This is a genomic window from Mediterraneibacter hominis, from assembly GCF_014287475.1.
GTDB lineage: Bacteria > Bacillota > Clostridia > Lachnospirales > Lachnospiraceae > Mediterraneibacter > Mediterraneibacter hominis.
Window position 1 is genome coordinate 1,616,859 of record NZ_JACOPF010000001.1, and the last position, 22,146, is coordinate 1,639,004.

The following is a 22,146-nucleotide window of genomic DNA, read 5'->3' on the forward strand; positions in this document are numbered from 1 at the left end:
TATGAAAAAAGAAATATTGTATCTGCATAATATCTGTTTTGAAGAAAATGCTGTCAAAATTGTCCGCCATGCTGATTTTCGGGTTTTTGCAGGAGAGATTGTCGGTCTGGCAGGCAGAAACCATTCCGGTAAAACCACATTATTAGGCGCAGCTACGGGAGAGTTCCCTGCTAAAACAGGAATCGTATATATAAAAGAACAAAAAAAGGTACTCCGTTCTATCGAGCAGGCCCGCAAAGAAGGAATTTTTCTGATTAAGCCATCAGGTTCACTCATAGACAACTTTTCCATTCGTGATACACTTAAATTGAACTTTGCCTTTGCCAGAAAAAAATACAGTTATAAAGAATACGCGAAAAAATGTAAATATATTTTCGATCTGCTTAAGATAAAAGAACCCGCCGATACCTATATAGCAGATTTAAGTTTTCATAAAAGGCTTCTTATCGAAATGGCGCAGGCAGTTATTTGCAACAGTCAGGTGTTGGTTCTCGATAACGTGGTAAGCCTTCTGTCTGCTTCTGCAAGAAAGGAGATGACCCTTGTATTCAACATCTTGCGCATACATGGTATCAGCCTTGTTCTAATTGAAAACGAGGCAAATTGCATCCTCCCATACCTAGACCGTCTCTGTATCATGCGTAAGGGAAGAATCACTGCGGAATTAGGGCGGGATGAAATGGAGCTTCCTCTTATTCTGTCCCTAATTGAAGGAGAAACCTTGCCTCCAAAAAACGGTGTTTTCTCCCGAATCTCCCCCGCCGACAGTTCTAAAAAATTACTGGATTTTTCTCACATATATACATGGAATAACAAATTAAAGGATCTCACTTTTTCTCTCTATGAGGGTGAAACTCTGGGACTGTGGAACAAAAACTATCATTCCGGCAAAGCGCTTTTTGCACTGATGCGCGGAAGTCTCCCTGTTCTCTGCGGAACCATCCGCGTAAACGGGAATATATATTCTCCGGAACAGCAAAATGTACAGCAGCATAAACTTATGCTGATACCGGAAGAAGATGACTTTTTTACCAATATGGACTTAGGAGCAAATATCTGCTTTAGTGCACTTAAATCAAATTCCTCCGCAGGAATCGTTCTGAAAAAAGGCAGACTGCTCTATCTTACACACGATTTATTAAGTGAGTATTTTTGCGATGAAGGGTATCGACTATTTGCCAATCAGTTCATCACAGATAACCCTTTAATCAAAAAGAAAGCTTCCATCTGCCGCGCTGTCGCCTGTGGCGCCAGGATAATTATATATGATAATCCTTGTTTAAAAATGGATCTGCATGAGAAGGCACTCTTTTATCAGGATATTCTTCGAACCCAGAAAAAGAAGACTTCCCAGCTTATTATCTCCGCTTACCTGGATACGCTCTATCCTGTTTGTAACCGTATTTTACAGATACATGAGGGTAAAATTATAAAAGAAATAGCTCCTGAAATTTAAAAATAGAGAAGAATACCGACTCCTCCGGTTTCTTCTCTATTCGTCCAATTATATTTTTGCGACATATTCGAACGGAAGCGGTACCACCTTCCCCGGTGTGTCAATCTTCACTAGCTGTTCTAATGCTGCTTTTACGATGCCCGTCTGCATTTCTACGTCGTTCGGCGCGCCTGCGTTAGCGCCCATTGGCACTAGCGGAGCCGCTGCACGTGGCGTACCGGTCTGACGGACGACCGGTGGGAGCGCTGCAATTATAATTGTCGGAATTCCAGCCTCCTCGATTGCTCTCTGCACCAAAACTGCAGAGCGATGACAGGTTCCTCACCCGGCTGTCAGGATCACTGCGTCCACATCTTCTTCTTTGAACATTTTGGCTATCGCAGGCCCTGTTTCATGTTTAAATTTTTCCTGGTCGCCGCCGCCTCCCATGAAGCCCGCATGCACAGGAGCGCACGCCCGTATAAAACCTTCTGCAGCCAATTCATGGATGCGGTCTATCGGAAACATGCAGTTGATATCTTTGTTGACATCACTATTATCATATCCCCCATGAGATACCATCAACTCGCTCGAGGGCGTATCATTTGTAATCTTCCGCCAGGTAGAATCTCCGGCCAGGTTAAAGCGTTCCTGGCTTTTACAATGTACGCCCGCCGCTGTAGCAAGTGCAATGGACATTTCTTTCAGCTCTTTCTTTACCGGCGTCCAAACTGGCGGCGGAGTAATTGGAACAAAAATTTCTGACTGTATTCCTTTTACCGTCGTTAAACTCACCTCTGTCTGCCTCCTTCTTCATTTTTTTCTTCCATCTCTTTTCGATGTCTGATATATGTGTCAAGATTCGATACGTACTTCTCATTTGCCTTCGGGCCAAGCTGTTCTACAAAGCTCATATTCCATGCGACTTCCTGTCCGACCTTCAGAGGATACTCGGTAATCAGCATCCTCATGGGAATTTTCAGAAATCCAAGCCTTCCCTTTAAATCAATTCCGACACAGCCTTCATGGATCTCCACAATCACGCCTTCCATACGTATCATCTTATCACCATACTGTAATTCTTTTCTGTCAGTCATATTTTTCTTTTCTCTTTTTACTCATAGGCAGAGACTGCTCATTTTTTACCAGCTCCACCGGCTTTCCTGTAACATTTGAAATCAACTCTACGTTTGAGGACTTTACATTTGGATTCCATTTCTTTTCCGGTTTTTTCACTTCTTCACCTGCCATTGCGTTTTTCAGCATGACAAGGGCGCGGAGTGCATCCTCTGTACAGAGCGTATTGCAGGCAAGCACTTCATTTTCAATGCCTGATTCCGATTTATTATTGTCTACCATATTTGTCATATATTTATTGCCTACCACAAGAGCACCCTGCACCGCGCAGAAGGAAAGTCCCACCACCGGAATTCCTCTCATACCGATCTGTTCATGGTGACTTGCGAAGTCAATATGATTATTTCCAAATCCTTCGGTTGTTATGAATGCGCCGTCCACATCCATCATTTCCACCATCATTCCTACCCGTTTCGAAACATAAAACTTCTCTGCGTTAATCTGCGGGCTTCCGACAAAAATCACTCCACACAAATCTATCTCTTTGTCATAAAGCGCTTCGAGAACAAGGGGTTCTCTCCAATAATGCCTGGACATCTCCTTAGATGCGGGGCCGATACAGGTCAGTGCATGAATACAACCGTCCAGTACCTCCAGAGGAGATACACAAACCGGTACATTTCCCAAGTCTACGTTTGGCTTTGCTCCCAACACTCCCACTGGCTCAACCGGAAGAATCAGATTATCATGCATTGCTCCTTGCCCCATGATTTCTTTTACGATCACAATCTTCTTCTTTCCAGGTCTTCTCACTTGATGAAATTCTTCAATGTCTGCCACCAGAGAATCATCTTCCAACGCTTTAAGTGCTTCTCTGATCTCCTGCGTAATATAATCTGTCGCCGCGTGCGCCGCTAAAGGCCCTGGCCTCTCCATATTCATTCCGGCTTCGATGGTCACCTGTGTTTTGATGAAAATTTCACCCTTATCCGGCGCTCCAGGCCGGTTCCACATAATATTTTCGTCCAAATATCCTTCTGAAGAACCAAATTCTCCGATCTGCACTCCGTTGTCGTCTGTTCCTGTCACCATCATAACAACGCCGTCTAAAACTCTTGTCACACCCGTACCTAACTCACAGTCTCCTTCTTTGCAGGCAACAGGCTGCACATCCATAATCGTCTCCGAATACGTATGGTACTCCTCCGGCGTAATAATGTCGATTTTCAGATCGTGTACTAGCTCCTGGGAAGCCACACATTCTGCCTCAATTCCTTCTCGGATGTAAAGCACGTCTTTATCTATCTTCGTCTCTGGCCCACGCTTTACCTCTTTGATTCTGTAATGTTTTCTTGTAAGGCTGCGGACTGTCTTTTCTTCCGTCTCTGCCTCCGGATCCTGTATTTTGTCTGCTGATGGTGTCTGTACTGCCCCGCAGGCTGCCGGCACTGTCTGAACAGAAGACTCTGCTGGCGTCGCCGCCGTCACAGGAAGTTCAATATCAATATCTTTCCCCTCGCCGATATGAATTTTCAACACGCCGCCTTGTACAGATGTCCAATCTTTCTGCACAGATCCCGTACGCAAAATCGGATCTGTCCCATCCGCATAAGCAACATTTTGTTGCTTTCCATCTTTTTTCTCTGTAGGCGCAGTAATTCCTTCTACCACATCCGAAGTCAGCGGACACAAAGAGTCGCATGTTTTTGTCAATTTTGCTCCGAGCACTTGTTCAATGGTAAGTGCCCCTGTCAAGTCTAAAAGTCCGGAATCCACCAGATCGTCAAAGATTGCCGGATCCTCTAAGTTGGATGCCTGGATTGTGATTCCTTCTTCCGCCCGGCAACAAAGCACTGCCGGATCTTTTGCGTGTTCTTTCGCAGTTTCTGCCGAAATAGACATATCCTCTCTCCTCCTGTCTTTTCTTTTATCTATTCTTTATGATTTCAAAATTTTTTGTCGCCTGGAATTTATTTTCCTCCCGGCAACTGCTCCTCCTGCTTCGAAACTCTCAGCCTTCTGTACAACGGATGATGGATCGTTCGCATCACATGGTCTGTCTGATGAAATACCTTCAATTTCATTTTCGGTGCAGAACCCATTACCGTATTCGAACAGTCAGAACAATTTCCAATAATGATATACTGCGCTCCGTCCTTTTTAAACTGGAGACATTTTGCCGCCTGCCCAGGACAGTTCCCCGGATTTTCACATTTCAACGCTTTGTTCTGCATCTCTGCTGCCTGCTTACACTTTGCTACAGACACTACTGTGCCATGCATTTTATTGCATATATCCCGCATACGTTCTTCACTTCCGCCGCAGGCGCATACAAGCAGCCCTACCGGAGCCCCATGCAGATCCGGAAAGTCGATTGTCACAATAATCCCTCCCGTTGTCTTTGTCACTGGTTCTTCCAGATTCACCGCCCTGCCGGTGAAAGGCCCTCCCATGATAATTTCTCCATATACCCCGTCAATGCCGCCGGAGCGTTCTATCATATCTTCTACACTTGTCCCGACAGGAACATCCATATACACATGTGGTTCTTCTCCGCCCTTTAATTTTCCTATTACAGTTATATTTTTGCTAAAGCAGGGCTTTCTAAGCTTCACCGCCTCTGCTACACGCAGTACGGTCTCTACATTGATCACCACCGCATCTGCCGCCGTCGGAAGCTGTACCGGATCTAAAAGCTTTCCCAGACATTCCCGTACAACTGCCCTTTCTTCTCCCATCGGATAAATATCCGGAAGCAGATGTATATACATATCCGCCTCCTTTTGCAAAACAGCCCTTAGCTTTTCCACCGCGTGTCTATTCTTCGCCTTTATTGCAAATATCACTTTAGAAGCTTTCGTTATCTCCTTACAAATCCTCGCCCCTTCTATTGTCATATCCGTCTGTTCCTCTATCTGACGGATATTGTGGCAAAGTCCCGGTTCACATTCTGCCACATTCACAAGAATGGTTCCCCCCTGTAAATTTACATCCAGCTTTATTCCTGTCGGAAATCCGGCCCCTCCCATTCCGACAATACCGGCCTCTTTCACCATCTCCAGGGGTGTTCCTTCTGAAAGCTGTACATATTCCTCTTTCTGCATTTTATCTGGACAGACAATAATGCGATCCTCTCTGACCTCTTTCACTGTTCCATATACACTGGAAAACAGATTTGCGCCCAGACCTTCCGGAACTGCAATCAGAGTTCCCTTCTCCACCATCTCTCCTTCTTCAACCACTGGTCTGCACGGTACGCCGACATGTTGTTTTAAAAGAAACTGAAGATTTTCCATTACTCTGCCACTCCTTTATTTTTACTGCTGTAAGCAGTTATTCTTCTGGCGGAGGCATGTGGGAATCGAACCCACCCAGGACGCAGCAGGCGCCCAACACTGGTTTTGAAGACCAGGAGGCACACCAGTTACCTTTCTACCCCCATATATTTCACAATTAACGCAACGTAACAGTTTGGCCCGCGCCATTCGTAAAACCGCACTACGTGCTTATTATGACAGCCGCCACTGTTATACTGCAAGTAACAGTTCAGCCCGCGCCATTCGTAAAACCGCACTGTGTGCTTATCGTGGCTGCTGCCACTGCAAAATTATAGTAACAAATAATCATTGACTTTTCAAGGGGTTTCGGCCATAATAATACTTAAAGAATGAACTAAATACTAGAATATAGTCTATACTATTTGTGTACAAAATACTAGAATACAGTCTATTTATAGGCATTTACAAAATCATACCCTATCAGGCAAAGCTCGCCCTCCCGAAAGGATTGTATTACGGTGTGCCCTTTAGGGTATACCTTATCGAGCAAAGCTCGCCCTCCCGAAGGGATTGTATTACGGTGTGCCCTTTAGGGTATACTTTATCGAGCAAAGCTCGCCCTCCCGAAGGGATTGTATTACGGTGTGCCCTTTAGGGTATACTTTTCATCTGTCTATTATGAAAATTTTAATTTAGGAGGAATGAACATGAATTATACCCCTGTCATTAAACTGAATTCCTTTGAATCTGTCTTTCATGCGATTGACACACATACTGTCGGAGAGTTTACCCGTATTATTACTTCTGGTTTTCCTAAATTAGAAGGAAAAACGATGATAGAGAGAAAACAGTATCTTGCGAAGCATTACGACAAGTACCGCCAAGCACTGATGTATGAACCGCGGGGACACCACGATATGTTCGGAGCTCTTATCACCGAGCCTGTTCACGAGGAGGCGGATTTTGGAGTCATTTTCATGGATACCGGAGAATACTTAAATATGTGCGGTCACGGAACTATTGGAACAACCACAGCGCTCATCGAATCTGGTCTTGTTCCCGCTAAAGAGCCCTACACAGAAATCGTGCTGGATGCTCCTGCCGGACTTATCCGCGCGAAAGCAGAAGTAAAAAATGGGAAAGTTTTAAACGTTACTCTGACAAACGTACCCGCCTTTCTTTATAAAGAGAATCTCTCTACTGTCATTGACGGAAAAACAATCCGGTATGACATCGCGTTCGGGGGAAGCTTCTTCGCCTTGACAGATGTAGAACAGCTTGGATGGACTGTCGATAAAGAATCCATCCCAAAGCTGACTGATTTTGGGATGAAGCTGCGCCGTCAGATTAATCAAGAAGTGCATATTTGTCATCCTGCCTTGGATATTACTACCTTAGATCTGGTAGAATTCTATTGTCATACAGATACACCGGGATGCAATTACCGAAATGTCGTTATTTTCGGGGATTATATGTCGGATCGTTCTCCCTGCGGCACCGGAACAAGCGCTAAATTAGCCGCACTCTATGCCAAAGGAGAAATCAAAATCGGCGAGCCTTTTGTGTATGAAAGTTTTATCGGTTCTCAATTTAAAGGGGTGATTAAAGAAGAGACGACTGTGGGACCGTTTAAAGCCATTGTACCGCAGATTACCGGAAGCGCGTATATAACCGGCGTCTCAACTTATGTCATAGATCCAGATGACCCTCTCAAATATGGTTTCAAAGTCGCACGCGGAGAAGCGCTGTAATTTCATGCGCTAAAGCATAAGGTCTGCAAGAGTATTCTTGAAAATCTGCGGTGTTCTGTATATAATAAATACAGTATAAAACTGGGTCAGCGTATCAACGCTGCGGTTTTAGAAAGGAATTTCATAATACTATGCCCCGAAAAAAATCAACCACCAAAAACAAAATTGTGAAAGCAGCCTGGAATTTATTTTATAAGTATGGCTACCATGACACGACTGTTGAGGATATTATAAAGCTTTCCAAAACCTCCAAAGGAACATTTTATCACTATTTTAAGGGGAAAGATGCGCTTCTTTCCACTCTGTCTGATTTATTTGACCAGAAATATGAAGAAATCAGTAGTTCCATGGATCCTAATCTAAAAGCGCGGGAAAAGCTGCTGCTTTTAAATCACGAACTCTTCTATATGATTGAGACAAGTATTGATTTAAAACTCCTGGCATCTTTGTATTCTTCTCAGCTTGTGACAAAAGACAGCCGTTCCCTGTTAGATGACAACCGGTACTATTTCCAGTTGATCCGTGAAGTCATCGAGGACGGTATACAGACAGGTGAATTTAAAGGCACTTCCTCTGTCGAAGAGCTGACAAAAATATATACCATGTATGAGCGTTCCCTTCTCTATGACTGGGCATTATGCGAAGGGGATTATTCCCTGTCCTCCTATAGTGACAGGCTTCTTCCTCATGTTCTGGATACATTTGAAAATGGTGTTTAATATACAGTAACGCCGGTGTACAGGAGACAAAACACTCCTGTGCACCGGCGTTATACTATATATTAAATATCTTTAGCTGTCTCATAAGCTGTCCAAATCGCACCCATTAAATTAGCAACTTTATTTGCATCCCCAATCACATGGACATGATTACCAGTAAGTGTATCCTCAAATGGGTTAACACTTGTATATCCAACACTTAAAATAACCGTATCGGCTGAAATTTCTTTTGCTTCTTCATCTACCGCATAGATGACTTTATTATTTTCAAATGAAGTTATATTGGCATTTGTAATCACCGGAATCTTATAGTATTTAATTTCAGCATATAATAGTTTTAAATTTGCTGCCGAAACATCAACATTTAAAATTTTATCCGTCGCTTCTAGTACCGTTACAATATTACCTTGACGAGCCTGGTCATATGCTATTTCAATTCCGGTTAGTCCTCCTCCGACTACAACCGTATTCCCTTTTATTTTCTCAGGATTACGAAGTGCGTCTACGGCTGTTAATACATAATCGTTTTCTACACCTGGAATATTTAACTTTCTTGGTGCTGAACCTGTACAGACAAAGATTTCATCTGCGTTTGTTTCCTGAATCATTTCTTGAGTAACTTCAGTGTTTAAATGGACAACGACTCCTGTTTTTTTCATTTGTCGTCTATACCATTCAATTAATTCCATATCCGCTTCTTTAAATGACATAGCACCAGCAGCAATAAACATTCCTCCTAATTCATTTGTTTTTTCGTAAAGATCCACTTTGTGTCCTCGAAGTGCTGAAACTCTTGCAGCTTCCATGCCTCCAATTCCACCACCGATAACCATAATATTTTTCTTTTTTTCCGCTGGTGTAATCGCATATTGAATATGTCTAGCAGCGGCTGGATTTAAAGCACAACATAAATCTTTTGATTTGAAAATACGATTTAAGCAACCATCATGGCAAGATATACATGGCCTAATATCTTCTGCTCCATTATTCATTAATTTTTTAGGCCAATCTGGATCACAAACAAGCTGTCTAGCCAGTGTAACCGCCTGAACTTTTCCGCTTTGTACCGCTTCTAAAGCTATTTCAGGTTGCTCCATTCTTCCTGCACAAGATACTGGAATTGAAACTTCCGCTTGAGCCGCTGCACAATCTTCCAAATTGCATGCCCTAGGCATATATACAGGTGGATGTGCCCACCACCAGGAATCATAATTGCCATTATCTGCATCGAGGAAATCATAGCCGTAAGATTCTAAAAGTTTCGCTACTTTCTTTCCTTCTTCTAAATCGCGTCCTACTTCAGTAAAATCTTCTCCAGGCACAGCTCCATCGTTAAAGCCTTTAACCATACTCCTAACAGAATAACGTACAGCAACCGGATAATCTTGACCACAGGCAGATTTAATTGATTCTACGATTTTCTTCGGAAATAAAAGTCTTCCTTCAAGAGAACCACCATATTCATCTGTTCTTGTATTGCAGTATTTTGTAGTAAACTGATCAATTAAATATCCTTCATGGATCGCATGAATCTCCACACCATCAAATCCCGCATCTTTAGCCTTTTTAGCAGCAGCGCCAAATTTATCAATATACATCTGAATTTCATCTTTTGTCAATGCACGATGCTTTTCAACTGGATTCCAGACATTGGGAAGACCATCACTTGGACAAATAGGGTCTCCTTTCATCAAAGCAGGAACACCTGCTCTTCCTGTTCCCCCTGACAACTGTAAGAAAATTTTTGCACCATGTTTATGAATACGTTCCGTTAAATTTTTACTGTTCTTTATATATTCTTCACTGATATTATCTAATGCGGCCTGAGATACTTTAGGCACATCAAATTCATGCTGTACCATCATTGCACTTGTCACTAACAGACCTGTTCCTCCTTCTGCGATTCTTTCATAAAACGAAATACCATCTTCTGTAAAACTCCCATCTTGATTTAGAAGTCTTGGTGTATGAATTCCCATAGCACCTAATACAATCCTGTTCCTAATTTCCAGGGAACCTATTTTCATAGGTTTAAATAAAGCATCATAACGTCCCATATTCTTTCCTCCTAGTATGTAATATATTTATCTTTATCTGTTATCATTTTAACAAGCGTTGATAATGCTTTCAAACAATGTTACTATACTTATTGTAATAAAATAATAAAATTTTAGAATTGAGTATAAAAAATATGAACTTAGAAAAAGAAATAATTTCAGTAGGAATTAAATTGTTTAAAAAATATGGATATGATAATACAACGATCAACATGATATGTGAAGGAGCCAAAATAAGTAAAGGGACTTTCTATTATCATTTTCAAGGGAAGCACGACATTATATATGGACATATTGAAACATTTATGTCTGATATTGTGGATGTTTTTCCAAAAGTTCTACAGCTTAGCAATCCGAAAGAACAGCTCTGGGAATTATATAAATACTCCTTTGAGCATATTGTATCCATGAACCCCCAATTATTACTTGCTTTCTATAAGGCGGATATTGACAATCATTTAAAACAACTGTCCCCATCTTCAAAAGGTACATATCAATATCATACAAATTCTTTCAACAAAATGATTTTAGCACTTGTAAAGAAATGCCAAGAAGCAGACAGCATAAAAGCTTCCGTTCCTGCTGAAAATCTAGTAATGGCATTTGATTCTGCTATAGTTGGCACAGGGCTTGATTGGGCATGCAATGGAGGTAAATTTGATGAAGTTGAAAGATTAAAGAATATATTTGAAACTATTTTTACTAAATAAACGATAAAAAAGAAAGAGGTGTCATTTTACTGACACCCTCAATCGAGCTATTTTCTTTTGCATTTAATATAGCTGCATTTTCCAAACAGCATTCATTTTTCCTTCTAAACCATCCGTTTGTTCTTTTTAACTGTTTTTCTGCAAAATCTTTTTTGCTTCTTCAACTGATAATACTTTTCCATAAGATATTACCTTTCCATTCAGTACAAGAGCTGGTGTGGACATGACCCCATAGCTTGCGATTTCTCTAAAATCAGTAACATGTCTGACAGACATATCCGCTCCTATTTGTGAAATCGCTGTAAGGATATTATTTTCTAATTCTATGCATTTGGAACAACCCAATCCTAAAATCAAAAGTTTGTTTTTAGTATCTATATTTTTCGTATCCTTAAAGTTACTCTGTCCACTACCGCAATACCTCTTTTCTTCTTTTTTCCCGAACAATTTCATATTGACTACCTCCTACTATTATAATAAAACTGTATGAAACAAATTGAACATATATCCGACTATCATAATACCTATCGTACAAATTCCGATAAACAAAGCAAGTAGTTTAGGCTTTACCGCCTTTTTCAGCAGAATCATTGATGGCAGGCTAAGTGTTGTTACAGCCATCATAAAAGCTAAAATCGTTCCGAGCTGTGCTCCTTTTGCCAGTAACGCTTCTGCAATCGGAATTGTTCCGAAAATGTCAGCATACATAGGCACACCTACCAATGTCGCAAGAATAACGCCAAAAGGATTTCTCCCACCCAAAACCGTTTCGATCCACTGTTCTGGTATCCAGTTATGAATGACTGCACCAATGCCAACCCCTACAAGAATATATGGGAATACTTTTTTAAAAGTGCCGATAACTTGTTCTTTCGCATAAGCGATCCTTTCTTTTTTCGTCAAAGTCGTCGCTTCAATATTAACACTATCTGCATTTTTGACAAATTCTTCTACATACTTTTCCATATGCAGACGTTCAATGCACATACCGCCAAGAACAGCCACAACAAGCCCTATCATCACATAAGCAACTGCTACCCTTGCTCCGAAAATACTCATCAGTAAAACAAGACTTCCCAAATCCACCATCGGAGATGAAATCAGAAAGGAAAAAGTAACTCCTAACGGAAGTCCGGCACTGGTAAAGCCAATAAAAAGCGGAATAGATGAACAAGAGCAAAACGGTGTTACTGTCCCAAGCAGAGCAGAAATAATATTTGCTCCTATCCCTCGGAATTGCCCTAATATTTTTTTGCTCCTCTCTGGTGGAAAATAGCTTTGTATATACGAAATAATAAATATAAGCAGACACAACAACACCGTTATCTTTATCACATCATACATAAAAAACTGTATACTGCCGCCAAAGCGCGACGTACTGTTTAAGCCGAGCCCGTCTAACAGGTTTCCTATCACAGTATTCAGCCATTTCATGCCAAGTATCTCATCTTGAATAAACAAAAAGATAGCTTGTAAAATCTCCAATCTTATATGCTCCTTTCTTCCCATCATATCAAATATTTTTGATGTAAAAATATTATAGAAAAGCCACCCGAAGATGACTTTTTATTTACAGCATTTTATATTATTTTCCGCAGTTGATGTTGTAAGTTCTAACAGACGTTTTACTGCGTATTCTCTGCCTTCCTTATTTAGCCGATAATGCGTCCATTTTCCTTCTTGTCTGCCGATAACTAGTCCAGACTCACATAATACTTTCATATGATAGGATATAGACGATTGCCCCATATTCATTTCCTCAATCAATACACACGCGCATTTTTCACCGCTTTGCAGAAGCTCCAATATATGCAAACGCTTTACATCACATAGAGCCTTGAAAATTTTAGCGTCTTTTACATAGTTCGCCTTCACTTTCAACACCTCACATCAAATATCTTTGATATATTTATCATATGATTTTTTGTAAAGCTTGTCAAGACAACAAATATCTTTCTTTTTCTCAAAAAGAGAATTTTTGGAACCCCTACAGTTTTGATGGATATATTAATAAGGTGCTGCAGATTCCCTACGAATATTTTATGACAATCGAATATTGCAGTCCTCTCAAAGACAGAACATATCTATTATCTACATACTCTCCCTGTCCATTGCCGGTATCTCAGAAAACCTATCTTTTGAAAAATGAAAATGAAGATAATAATATGCACAGACATGATTATTTTGAAATGATTTATGTGTATAAAGGAAAAAGGGTAACACAAGTTGAGAATCAGACACTTGTATTAAACGAACATGACATCTGTATATTTGACACAATGTGTGCCCATTTAGATATTCGCTCCATGAGCGAAGGAATTGCTTTTTATTGTTGTATTACCAACAAGATACTGGATAGCTATTTCTTTAATCACATGACAAACAAAAGAATCCGGGATTTTTTTCTTGTCCGGGGAAAACTGAAAGGTGATGTTAGTTATTTAAAACTTCATGCTAATCCTAACGCATCGGCGCAGATCGAAGAGAATCTTGCATCCATCTTCCACGAGATGGAGCAGGCTTTTACTGGATATGGACGGATTGCTCAGATTCATACTTTGCGGTTCTTAAATACTTTTAAACTAACAGATACTACTGATATCCATACATTTTCTAAACGCCTTCGAGGAACAAAATTTTTTCAGGCTGTTGCCAAATACATTAGCAGCAACATAGCGGATATCAGTCTAGAAAAGCTCTGCGAACAGTTTCACTATCAAGCAGATTATTATAACCGGTTGATTAAAAAAAACACCGGTTTAACCTATTCCCAATATGTACATACTTTACGGATGGATAAAGCCAAAAACCTCCTGGTAAATACGGATATGTCAGTAAATGAAATATTGATCTATTTAGGCTATCATTACCACTCTTATTTCTATAAATCCTTCCAGCAGGAAACTGGTATGACACCGGCGGAATATCGTCAGCAAAAAAGGTAATACTTATAACCCAAGAAGCCTTACACAAACATTTCGTGTAAGGCTTCTTTTTCAATCTTCTTTTCTTCCATGATTCGTGCAATTTGCTCTTTTTCTTCTGTCTCTGCACACCATGCCAGACCACATCCGGCGGAAAGTGCGCGGGGAACCGGAATTAAACGCCCCTTTGTCCCCGCTTCTTTACATGCTTTTTCCATAGCCATAGCATCTGCTGTTGTGTGAAATGTCACAATCAGCTTCTTTTCTTTTTTCCTGAGCATTATTCAATCACCACCGCAAACCCATCTGCTGTTTCCTCAGATACTGTTTTTCTTCCGTGGTCTTTTGCATATTTTTCAACATTCATTTTCTGATGTGGTTCTGTCACTAAGATCCGGACGGCTCCGTTATTTTCTTTTAGTGCTTGTGCTGTAAGCATTAACGGCTCCGGACAAGAAAGACCTCTTGCGTCTATTTCTTTCATTTTTCCATCCCCTTTGTCTGTCTATTTACTTTCTTTACGCTTGTTGAGAAATGCGATTACAAAGCATGCCGCAATACAAATCAGCACTGCGATTTTTCCATACAGCGGCACCGCGCCTGCTACAACTTCATTTGTCTTAGCGTCTAAGGCTGTCCCGCTTGCCGCGAGTCCAAAATTATGGCACAGAGCTGCTCCTACAAACATTCCCAAAACTGTCACCGCCGCGTCCGAAGAGCCCTGTCCTGCCAGGATCAACTGACGCAAAGGGCATCCTCCTGCCAATACAGCCGCAAAGCCAACTGCATACATACCGAGTATATTCCACAAATGTTCAGAATGCGCGATAATCCCCGGTGTATCAAACGCAGGCACAAATTTTCCTGTCGCCAGGTTAAAAATAAGCATGACTGCAAATACACCGCCGATGACCGTCAGCAAATCGAAATTTTTCATCAGCATGACGTCCCGAATACTTCCTGCGAAGCACATCCTGGATTTCTGCGCAAACACTCCAAAAATCAATCCTCCTGCCAAAGACAAAAGAATCGGCGCATGCATACTTCCCGGGCCGCTCACACTCGCCTTTAACAGGGATGTACATACGGACAGCAGAAGAACCCCCGTCAATAATACTGGAAGCACCCCTCCACTCATCCGGTTCGTAAGATGTGCTCTTCCAAGACTAAAACCCTTCTTCAAAGCAATACAGCCAGTTCCCACTCCAAGTATGAATCCAATCAATGCCACCCATGCATTTAAATCTCCCGCCGACATACGGATAATCATCCGAAGCGGGCATCCCAAAAATACAAGTGAGCCGATCATAATAACCATACCGAGTACAAAACGTATCATAGGCGAAGACCCTGCCGTTGAACGGTACTCTTTGGTCAGCACAGATATGATAAACGAACCGAGCACAAGCCCGATAATCTCCGGTCTTGCATACTGTACTGCCTCCGCAGAATGCATGCTAAGTGCCCCTGCTGTGTCTCTGATAAAACAGGCAATGCAAAACGCCATGTTCGCCGGATTGCCGAACCAAGCAAGGCATGCGGCAATCACTCCACATATTATTCCTGCTAACGCCAATTTTTTCTTTGAATCTGATAAATTCATCTTCCCTCTCTCCTACCTTTTCGCAAGTTCTTTTACTGCCCAAACAGCAGTTTCTACTTCTTCTTCTGTATTAAAGTGGGAAAAACTAAACCTGACCGCCCCTTGCTCTTTTGTTCCCAATGCTTCGTGCATCAAGGGCGCGCAGTGCGCTCCCGGGCGGGTAGCGATCCCAAAGGACATGTTCAATTCATCACTTACTTCAGAAGAATCATAGTCCCAGATATTAAGAGATACAATCGGACATCTCTGTTTTGCAGAAAAATCCCCGTATATCTGAATACCTGGCGTCCGGGAAATAGATTCATAAAATTGTCTCATATGCTTTAACTCAATCTCGCGTATCACGTCAATACCTGTCTGTTCCAGATAAGCAAGCGCTGCGCTTAACCCTGCAATCCCATGTCCGTTCAAAGTTCCTGCCTCCAGCGCAGTCGGCATTTTATCCGGATGATGCATATTGTATGTATCAATTCCACTTCCACCGCTTAACAATGGACGCACCTTTACCCCTTCCCTGACATATAATCCGCCCGTTCCCTGTGGGCCCAGAAGTCCCTTATGTCCTGTGAAGCACAGAATATCCACCCCCATCTTCTGTACATCAATGGGATAAATTCCTGCTGTCTGCGAGGCGTCCACAATCAGAAGAAGCTTATGCCTTTTTGCGATTCTTCCCACTGCTTCAATATCTATCATATTTCCGGTCAGATTCGAGCCATGTGTACAGACAATCGCTTTTGTTTCCTTATGAATACTGTCTTCCAGCTCTTGCAGAGAAATATTCCCCTTTTTATCACAGCCTAAAATGGTAAGCTCCACTCCCTTTTCCTGACATTCGTAGAGTGGACGAAGGACAGAGTTATGCTCCAGTACCGTCGTGATCACATGATCTCCCGTCTGAAGTGTCCCCTTCAAAGCAATATTCAGACTTTCTGTAGAATTTGCCGTAAATGCGATACAGGACGCATTTTCAGCACCAAAAAATTCTGCCAGCTTTTCCCGCGCCCCATAAATAATTCTTGACGCGCTCAGCGCACCCTCTGCAGCCCCTCTGCCGGCATTTCCCATCACAGACAATGCCCGGCATATTGCCTCTGACACTTCTTTTGGTTTTTGCATAGTTGTTGCAGCATTATCCATGTAAATCATATCTATCTCCTGTTTCCCGTATTTTTAAGTATATCTCTCTGTCCACTTATATGTCTAATTGATAATTCCCATAAAAGCTCTCCACTTATAGAAATAATCTATATCTATTCTGACGTACGCAGACAAATCTCCTTTGCATAGACTTTCTTTACGATCTGTATGAAATTCTTTGCCGGATTTGACAGGCGGAAATTCTTATTGTAAACAAGATGTATCTTTCGTTTTCCTCCTTCTTTTTCCAGAGGAATACTTATGATTTCCCCACTCATCAGTTTGTCCTTCACCGCCAGCTTAGACAAGATAGAAATCCCCACGCCGCCCCTTACCAGGCGTTTGATTGTCTCTGTATTCTCAATACTTGCCTTTATATGTAAGTCCTGGCTATGAAGCCCCATCTTCTTAAGCTTCTTTTCTGCTTCTGTCCGCGTCCCGGAGCCTTCCTCCCGGAGAATCAGGTTTTCCTGCTTTATCCATTCCAGTCTTCTCTTTTGTCGGGCATATTCCCGATATTTCTCTTTATTTGGCGCAATCAGGACAAGCTCATCCTCATAAAACGGCAGGTACGTGCACTCTCTCTTTTCTATTACTGTCCCTGTAAAGCCTATATCTACCTGGTTTTCCGCTACCTGCTCTGCCACCCTTCTGCTGTCTGTCTCCATTACCTTTAAGCGAATCTGCGGATAGAGCTGTCCAAAGCAGGCAAGTACTTCTGGCAAAAGATATTGAGAAGGGACAGTAGAAGCAGCGATCTTAATCAGACTGCTGCTTTCCTTTCTACTCTTATCAAATTCCACTTCGATCTGCTTTTCAAGCTCCACCATCTGTTGTGCGTAGTAAAATAGCTTTTTCCCATCCTCAGATAATTCTACCTCTTTCGTATTTCTCACAAACAGACGGACATTCAGTTCTTTTTCTAAAGAGGCTATATGAGCGCTTACCGTAGGCTGGGTAAGAAACAGATCTTTTGCCGCCTTTGAAAAATTTCTTTCCCGCGCCACTTTCACAAAAGCCTCTAACTGCTTTAAATTCATAGATTTGATACCCTCTCACTCTCTGCTCCGTCTTTACGTGTCACCTTTATCTTATCCATATATTCCAGAATCGGCTTCGCACTTCTGCGGCTCGTATCAAACATATCTCTCACCTGGGCGATCGTGATCTTACCATCCTGCTCTAATTTTTCCACGATCTTTTCTTTTGCCGCTTCCATATATGCCTTCGTTGTAAATGTATCTTCTGCTACCTTTATAATCTCGCCCTTTGCCGCAAGCAATAGCAGAATCTCATCTACCGTTTGCCTGGGTATTTTTCCAAACGAAATATCCGAAAGCCTGACAAAATTATATTTTGCCGGCTTTATCGCCCCATACAGCTTCCTGCGCACCTCCTGATAAGCTCCCTCCTTTGGCACCTGGTACCCGTATGGAAGAAGAAATTCCTGGCGAACCATGAGAACTCTGTTTCTGTTCAGCAACTCTATATAAGCGTCAAATACATGTTTCTTTCCCTGCTTAAAGAATTGGTTTTTCACTTCCGCGCGGGGCACTCCCAGCCTATATGGATAGTGTTTCATATAAGCTTCCAGGAAACGTTCTATCTTTCCTCTATATGCCGCCTCCTGTGCCGACTCCCACCAATATCGCTCCTCCTGTAGATTTATGCACAAGAGCTTCTTCTGCCCTTCCAATTTCTCTGCCAGCATCCGTACCGTCTCTTTTGCAAGTCCTGTCTGTCTGTACAGGTCGTTTTCAGATGTCGGTATCTGGCAGAGCTTCTGTATCTGTATCGCCAGTATGTCTTCTGTTTCTCTCTCTTGCAGGTCTTTTAGCACCGCCTCTTGAAAACGTTTCTTTTTCACACTGTGCGCGTCCAGCACTACGCCGCCCCCGATCGTCTCGAGGGGAGAGTAAAATCTTACAATGAACCTGTCTTTTTCTTTTAACGCAACCTCTTCTTCCATTCTAAGCTGCGCGTATGCACTTTCTCCCGGCTTTAATTCCTGTGTATCTAAAAGCACAGCGCGGCAGAGTACCTGACTTGTCCCACTCAAAAAATGAAGTCGCGTCTGATTCTTTATACTTCTTTTTGCATTTTCTAAAAGAGTCAGCTTCACATCTACAATGCGGCTGCTCTGTATGGAACCTTCCAGAGCCAGCACATGTCCTCTTTTTATGTCTTCCTTCGTACAGCCAGCTAAATTCAGGGCAACTCTCTGCCCTGCCGAACAAACCGGCGTATCCTTTTCGTGTACCTGTATATTGCGCACTCTGCATGTAAGCCCTGACGGGTAGAGCGTCAGAGTATCCTCTTTTTCTATTCTGCCTCCGAGTAATGTCCCCGTCACGATCGTACCAAAACCAGTCAGCGTAAACACTCTGTCAACCGGAAGCCGCACCGGCAATTCCTGTTTCTCCTCCCTGGTTCTTGTGTACACCATCTCTTCGATTTCTTCAGTAAGCCTGTCTATTCCCTCTCCCGTCACCGCCGACACCCGGACAAGAGGCGCATTTTCTATAAAGGTACCTTTTAATTCCTTACGTATCTCCTCCTCTACCATACAAATCCAAGACTCTTCTGCCAGATCACATTTATTCAAAACGATAATACACTTCTTTACCCCCAGCAAATGAAGAATATCTATATGCTCCCTTGTCTGCGGCATAATCCCTTCGTCCGCGGCAATCACCAGAAGCACCAGATCCATACCCGCCACGCCTGCGGTCATATTGTGGATAAACCTTTCATGTCCCGGCACATCGATAATTCCGGCGCGACTTCCGTCCTTCAAGTCAAAATACGTAAAGCCTAAATCAATCGTGATCCCCCGCCGTTTTTCTTCCTCCAGCCTGTCTGTGTCCCGTCCTGTCAGCGCTTTGATAAGCGCTGTCTTTCCGTGGTCGATATGTCCCGCAGTCCCTATGATCACATTTTCCATGAAACTTCTCCTCTTCTTATCTGCCTCTTACTGTTATACAGACCTCTTCCAGAACACCAAGCCCCTTTATTTGTTTTACAAAGGCAGAAGCAAACTGCATTTCAAATGTACGCATGTCCAGATAAACCTGATCCTCCGCCACGCGAGCCACGACAGGAAGAGGAAGGCTGCGCAGCCGCTTTTCCAGCTTTGCCGCCGTAATTTTCTCCGGCTTTATCCCTACAGCAAAGCTTTTGATTCCCTCAAAAGGCAGAGCGCCGCCTCCAATCTGCGCCTCGCATGGGCACACGAAAAATTCTGCCCCGTCGCAGGCTTTCTCAAGCATACTTTTTAATTCTTCGGCGTCTTGTTTTACTTCTTCTACTCTTTTCGTCAGCATATTAAGTACTGGAATATTCCTGATTGCCTTGTCTTCTGACAGATATTCCAAAAGAACCGCCTCCAGCGCCCCTGCTGTAAACTTATCGATACGCAGCGCGCGGGTAAGCGGATGCTTCTTCATTGCGTCAATATAGGCTTTCTTTCCCACAATGATCCCTGCCTGCGGCCCTCCTAAGAGCTTATCTCCGCTGAATGCTACAATATCGGCTCCATTGCAAAGCGTCTCCTGCACAGTAGGCTCGTAAGGAAGTCCATAACGGCTTAGATCGATCAGACTCCCACTGCCCAGATCCTCGATAAGCGGAATCTGACAGCTTTCTTTTAAGTGTTTCAGTTCTTTTGTTTCAACAGACTCTGTAAAACCTACAATCCGGTAATTGCTCGTATGGACTTTCAAAACTGCCTTTGTTTCTTCACATACTGCATTTTCATAGTCACTTAACCGCGTCTTGTTTGTCGTTCCCACCTCACGTAAAATCGCGCCGCTTTGTTCCATCACATCCGGAATTCTAAATTTTCCGCCGATCTCCACCAGCTCGCCGCGGGATACAATCACTTCTCCGCCTTTCGCCATTGTACTCAATATCAGAAGCATTGCGGCCGCATTGTTGTTCACCGCCATTGCAGCCTCGGCTCCGGTAATCTTTACAAGCAGCTTTTCAAAATGAGAATAACGCTCACCGCGGCGTTTCTCATCCAAATCATATTCCAGATTCGAATATCCTCCTGCCAGATAAGAGACTGAATCCAGTACCTTCTTGCCGACAGGAGCCCTCCCTAAATTTGTATGCAGGATCGTTCCCGTCCCGTTTAGTACCCGCGTCATGGACGGGCGGCTCCAATCCGCAAGGGTCAATTCTATATTTTCTTCTAATTTCCCGATTGCTTCTTCTGCCTCTTTTTCTGTCTCACATGCAAGCAAAAATGTACGCAGATTTTCTATTTCATAGCGTACTGCTTCTTTTACCATGTTATATCCGTACTGTTCCCCCATTTTTTTGACAGTTTCTTTGTCCAGAAGCGGATCTACTTTTGGTATTCTGCGAAGCCATTCATTTCTGTCCATCTGCTTCGTTCTCCTTCTCCAGATAAATATATGTCTCTCTTTTGCTTTCCACAGTTCCTATCACAGCAGATTTTATCCCTGTATTCACCTGTTTTAGTTCACAGAGTATCCTCTCTGCATATTTTTTTGGAACACTCGCCAGAAGCCCTCCTGACGTCTGCGGATCGTACAGCACGTCCGTATACGCCTCCTCTACATCTCCAATATTTACATATGCCTGGCTGTGCTCTCTGTTTCTGTATGCTCCCGCAGGTACAAGCCCCATCCTCGCATAGGCAAGCGCCTCCTCCATATAAGGAATTGCCTCTACGTTTACTCTCACAGACACACTGCTTGCCGACACCATCTCTGCCATATGCCCTAACAGCCCAAAACCGGTAATATCTGTGCATGCGTGGACTGGGTATTTTTCCAATACTTCTTTTGCTTTTCTGTTTAAAGACGCCATCACCTGCACCGCTTCTTTTGCCGCACTTTCGGATGCCATCTCTGCTTTCACTGCTGTATTGATGATCCCGCTTCCTATCTGCTTCGTCAAAATCAATACATCTCCTGGCTGGCAGCCATAATTTTTCCACATTTTGTTCGGATTGACAAAACCAGAAACACACAGTCCATACTTGGGCTCATCATCCTGTACAGAGTGTCCCCCTGAGAGTACGGCGCCTGCTTCTTTTACTTTCTCTGCTCCTCCTCTTAGAATTTCTCCTAAAATATCCGGCGAAAGGCAGTTCGGAAATCCCACAATATTTAAAGCAGTTTTCGGCACTCCACCCATTGCATAGACATCACTTAACGCATTCGCAGCCGCGATCAGCCCGAATGTATATGGATCATCTACCACCGGAGTAAAAAAATCAACGGTCTGTATCATAGCAAGCTCCTCCGTAATTTTATATACTGCGGCGTCATCTGATGTCTCCATTCCTACTAAAAGATTTTCATCTTGAAATTTTGGCAGCTCCCCCAAAACCTGGGAGAGGGTCTTTGGACCTATTTTCGCTGCTCACCCGGCTGTCTTTGTCATCTGTGTCAGACGAATCTGTTTTTCTTTGCTCACA

Annotated in this window: 21 protein-coding genes and 1 tRNA gene; 5 read left to right on the forward strand and 17 right to left on the reverse strand. The window is 42.7% G+C overall.

Annotation, left to right across the window (positions count from 1 at the left end; all coding sequences use genetic code 11):
* Position 1: 1 nt before the first annotated feature.
* Positions 2 to 1,456, forward strand: a complete 1,455-nt coding sequence (locus H8S37_RS07865) for an ATP-binding cassette domain-containing protein (protein ID WP_186875424.1) — start codon at positions 2 to 4, stop codon at positions 1,454 to 1,456.
* Between the two features lie 48 nt (positions 1,457 to 1,504).
* Here the strand turns inward: H8S37_RS07865 and prdB are convergent, their stop codons facing one another.
* The 5 genes from prdB to H8S37_RS07890 all read right to left on the reverse strand — a co-directional run bounded on the left by prdB (position 1,505) and on the right by H8S37_RS07890 (position 5,952).
* Positions 1,505 to 2,230 carry a D-proline reductase (dithiol) protein PrdB gene (prdB, locus tag H8S37_RS07870; protein ID WP_186875425.1) on the reverse strand — a complete coding sequence of 242 codons (726 nt, stop codon included), beginning with the start codon at positions 2,228 to 2,230 and terminating at the stop codon, positions 1,505 to 1,507.
* A complete protein-coding gene (locus H8S37_RS07875; protein ID WP_186875426.1) occupies positions 2,227 to 2,532 on the reverse strand; it encodes a CBO2463/CBO2479 domain-containing protein in 306 nt (101 codons plus the stop codon). The genes prdB and H8S37_RS07875 overlap by 4 nt, the downstream gene beginning before the upstream one ends.
* Positions 2,525 to 4,414 (reverse strand): D-proline reductase (dithiol) proprotein PrdA, encoded by a 1,890-nt coding sequence (prdA, locus tag H8S37_RS07880; RefSeq protein ID WP_186875427.1) that lies wholly within the window; start codon positions 4,412 to 4,414, stop codon positions 2,525 to 2,527. The genes H8S37_RS07875 and prdA overlap by 8 nt, the downstream gene beginning before the upstream one ends.
* 68 nt (positions 4,415 to 4,482) lie before the next feature.
* On the reverse strand, positions 4,483 to 5,808 hold the full coding sequence (prdC, locus tag H8S37_RS07885) for a proline reductase-associated electron transfer protein PrdC (protein ID WP_186875428.1): 1,326 nt from the start codon (positions 5,806 to 5,808) through the stop codon (positions 4,483 to 4,485).
* 46 nt (positions 5,809 to 5,854) lie between these two features.
* A tRNA-Sec gene (locus H8S37_RS07890) sits at positions 5,855 to 5,952 on the reverse strand.
* A gap of 545 nt (positions 5,953 to 6,497) precedes the next feature.
* Between H8S37_RS07890 and H8S37_RS07895 the strand changes: the two genes are divergently transcribed.
* Complete coding sequence (locus H8S37_RS07895; protein ID WP_186875429.1) at positions 6,498 to 7,541, forward strand: proline racemase family protein; 1,044 nt, start codon at positions 6,498 to 6,500, stop codon at positions 7,539 to 7,541.
* Positions 7,542 to 7,672: 131 nt separating this feature from the next.
* Positions 7,673 to 8,260 (forward strand): TetR/AcrR family transcriptional regulator, encoded by a 588-nt coding sequence (locus H8S37_RS07900; RefSeq protein ID WP_186875430.1) that lies wholly within the window; start codon positions 7,673 to 7,675, stop codon positions 8,258 to 8,260.
* A gap of 62 nt (positions 8,261 to 8,322) precedes the next feature.
* Here the strand turns inward: H8S37_RS07900 and H8S37_RS07905 are convergent, their stop codons facing one another.
* A complete protein-coding gene (locus H8S37_RS07905) occupies positions 8,323 to 10,317 on the reverse strand; it encodes an oxidoreductase (RefSeq protein ID WP_186875431.1) in 1,995 nt (664 codons plus the stop codon).
* Between the two features lie 134 nt (positions 10,318 to 10,451).
* On the opposite strand from H8S37_RS07905, the gene H8S37_RS07910 reads away from it, so the two are divergent.
* Complete coding sequence (locus tag H8S37_RS07910; protein WP_186875432.1) at positions 10,452 to 11,027, forward strand: TetR/AcrR family transcriptional regulator; 576 nt, start codon at positions 10,452 to 10,454, stop codon at positions 11,025 to 11,027.
* Between the two features lie 126 nt (positions 11,028 to 11,153).
* Here the strand turns inward: H8S37_RS07910 and H8S37_RS07915 are convergent, their stop codons facing one another.
* From H8S37_RS07915 to H8S37_RS07925, 3 genes are read right to left on the reverse strand one after another with little or no spacing between them, the layout of a single operon-like run.
* Positions 11,154 to 11,480, reverse strand: coding sequence for a thioredoxin family protein (locus H8S37_RS07915; RefSeq protein WP_186875433.1), 327 nt, complete (start codon positions 11,478 to 11,480; stop codon positions 11,154 to 11,156).
* 18 nt (positions 11,481 to 11,498) lie between these two features.
* Complete coding sequence (locus tag H8S37_RS07920; protein WP_408631369.1) at positions 11,499 to 12,536, reverse strand: permease; 1,038 nt, start codon at positions 12,534 to 12,536, stop codon at positions 11,499 to 11,501.
* Positions 12,537 to 12,593: 57 nt separating this feature from the next.
* Positions 12,594 to 12,902 (reverse strand): ArsR/SmtB family transcription factor, encoded by a 309-nt coding sequence (locus H8S37_RS07925; protein WP_186875435.1) that lies wholly within the window; start codon positions 12,900 to 12,902, stop codon positions 12,594 to 12,596.
* Between the two features lie 167 nt (positions 12,903 to 13,069).
* Between H8S37_RS07925 and H8S37_RS07930 the strand changes: the two genes are divergently transcribed.
* Positions 13,070 to 13,972 carry an AraC family transcriptional regulator gene (locus H8S37_RS07930; protein ID WP_186875436.1) on the forward strand — a complete coding sequence of 301 codons (903 nt, stop codon included), beginning with the start codon at positions 13,070 to 13,072 and terminating at the stop codon, positions 13,970 to 13,972.
* A gap of 20 nt (positions 13,973 to 13,992) precedes the next feature.
* Here H8S37_RS07930 and H8S37_RS07935 read toward each other — a convergent pair whose 3' ends face one another.
* From H8S37_RS07935 to selD, 8 genes are all read right to left on the reverse strand, one after another.
* Positions 13,993 to 14,232: a DUF3343 domain-containing protein gene (locus H8S37_RS07935; RefSeq protein WP_186875437.1), complete on the reverse strand. Its 240-nt coding sequence runs from the start codon at positions 14,230 to 14,232 to the stop codon at positions 13,993 to 13,995.
* The gene (locus H8S37_RS07940; protein ID WP_186875438.1) at positions 14,232 to 14,435 is read right to left on the reverse strand and encodes a sulfurtransferase TusA family protein; all 204 of its coding nucleotides are present in this window, start codon (positions 14,433 to 14,435) and stop codon (positions 14,232 to 14,234) included. Before H8S37_RS07940 ends, H8S37_RS07935 begins: the two co-directional genes overlap by 1 nt.
* A gap of 21 nt (positions 14,436 to 14,456) precedes the next feature.
* On the reverse strand, positions 14,457 to 15,554 hold the full coding sequence (gene yedE / locus H8S37_RS07945) for a YedE family putative selenium transporter (RefSeq protein WP_186875439.1): 1,098 nt from the start codon (positions 15,552 to 15,554) through the stop codon (positions 14,457 to 14,459).
* A 12-nt stretch (positions 15,555 to 15,566) separates the two neighbouring features.
* Entirely contained in the window at positions 15,567 to 16,703 is a 1,137-nt protein-coding gene (locus tag H8S37_RS07950) for an aminotransferase class V-fold PLP-dependent enzyme (RefSeq protein WP_186875440.1), read from the reverse strand.
* Positions 16,704 to 16,807: 104 nt separating this feature from the next.
* Positions 16,808 to 17,734 (reverse strand): selenium metabolism-associated LysR family transcriptional regulator, encoded by a 927-nt coding sequence (locus tag H8S37_RS07955; protein WP_186875441.1) that lies wholly within the window; start codon positions 17,732 to 17,734, stop codon positions 16,808 to 16,810.
* Complete coding sequence (gene selB / locus H8S37_RS07960) at positions 17,731 to 19,638, reverse strand: selenocysteine-specific translation elongation factor (RefSeq protein ID WP_186875442.1); 1,908 nt, start codon at positions 19,636 to 19,638, stop codon at positions 17,731 to 17,733. The genes H8S37_RS07955 and selB overlap by 4 nt, the downstream gene beginning before the upstream one ends.
* 16 nt (positions 19,639 to 19,654) lie before the next feature.
* Positions 19,655 to 21,085 (reverse strand): L-seryl-tRNA(Sec) selenium transferase, encoded by a 1,431-nt coding sequence (gene selA, locus H8S37_RS07965; protein WP_186875443.1) that lies wholly within the window; start codon positions 21,083 to 21,085, stop codon positions 19,655 to 19,657.
* Positions 21,072 to 22,112 (reverse strand): selenide, water dikinase SelD, encoded by a 1,041-nt coding sequence (gene selD / locus H8S37_RS07970; RefSeq protein WP_207723929.1) that lies wholly within the window; start codon positions 22,110 to 22,112, stop codon positions 21,072 to 21,074. The genes selA and selD overlap by 14 nt, the downstream gene beginning before the upstream one ends.
* Between the last annotated feature and the right edge of the window lie 34 nt (positions 22,113 to 22,146).

What these genes read in the sequence shown, in the direction of transcription:
- H8S37_RS07900 (WP_186875430.1), top strand. Translation starts at nt 7,673, where the DNA reads ATGCCCCGAAAAAAATCAACCACCAAAAACAAAATTGTGAAAGCAGCC.
- H8S37_RS07935 (WP_186875437.1), bottom strand. Translation starts at nt 14,232, where the DNA reads ATGCTCAGGAAAAAAGAAAAGAAGCTGATTGTGACATTTCACACAACA.
- prdA (WP_186875427.1), bottom strand. Translation starts at nt 4,414, where the DNA reads ATGTCTATTTCGGCAGAAACTGCGAAAGAACACGCAAAAGATCCGGCA.
- H8S37_RS07930 (WP_186875436.1), top strand. Translation starts at nt 13,070, where the DNA reads ATGACAATCGAATATTGCAGTCCTCTCAAAGACAGAACATATCTATTA.
- H8S37_RS07865 (WP_186875424.1), top strand. Translation starts at nt 2, where the DNA reads ATGAAAAAAGAAATATTGTATCTGCATAATATCTGTTTTGAAGAAAAT.
- H8S37_RS07905 (WP_186875431.1), bottom strand. Translation starts at nt 10,317, where the DNA reads ATGGGACGTTATGATGCTTTATTTAAACCTATGAAAATAGGTTCCCTG.
- H8S37_RS07955 (WP_186875441.1), bottom strand. Translation starts at nt 17,734, where the DNA reads ATGAATTTAAAGCAGTTAGAGGCTTTTGTGAAAGTGGCGCGGGAAAGA.
- H8S37_RS07875 (WP_186875426.1), bottom strand. Translation starts at nt 2,532, where the DNA reads ATGACTGACAGAAAAGAATTACAGTATGGTGATAAGATGATACGTATG.
- H8S37_RS07920 (WP_408631369.1), bottom strand. Translation starts at nt 12,536, where the DNA reads ATGGGAAGAAAGGAGCATATAAGATTGGAGATTTTACAAGCTATCTTT.
- selB (WP_186875442.1), bottom strand. Translation starts at nt 19,638, where the DNA reads ATGGAAAATGTGATCATAGGGACTGCGGGACATATCGACCACGGAAAG.
- H8S37_RS07895 (WP_186875429.1), top strand. Translation starts at nt 6,498, where the DNA reads ATGAATTATACCCCTGTCATTAAACTGAATTCCTTTGAATCTGTCTTT.
- yedE (WP_186875439.1), bottom strand. Translation starts at nt 15,554, where the DNA reads ATGAATTTATCAGATTCAAAGAAAAAATTGGCGTTAGCAGGAATAATA.
- H8S37_RS07940 (WP_186875438.1), bottom strand. Translation starts at nt 14,435, where the DNA reads ATGAAAGAAATAGACGCAAGAGGTCTTTCTTGTCCGGAGCCGTTAATG.
- H8S37_RS07910 (WP_186875432.1), top strand. Translation starts at nt 10,452, where the DNA reads ATGAACTTAGAAAAAGAAATAATTTCAGTAGGAATTAAATTGTTTAAA.
- H8S37_RS07915 (WP_186875433.1), bottom strand. Translation starts at nt 11,480, where the DNA reads ATGAAATTGTTCGGGAAAAAAGAAGAAAAGAGGTATTGCGGTAGTGGA.
- prdC (WP_186875428.1), bottom strand. Translation starts at nt 5,808, where the DNA reads ATGGAAAATCTTCAGTTTCTTTTAAAACAACATGTCGGCGTACCGTGC.
- selA (WP_186875443.1), bottom strand. Translation starts at nt 21,085, where the DNA reads ATGGACAGAAATGAATGGCTTCGCAGAATACCAAAAGTAGATCCGCTT.
- H8S37_RS07950 (WP_186875440.1), bottom strand. Translation starts at nt 16,703, where the DNA reads ATGATTTACATGGATAATGCTGCAACAACTATGCAAAAACCAAAAGAA.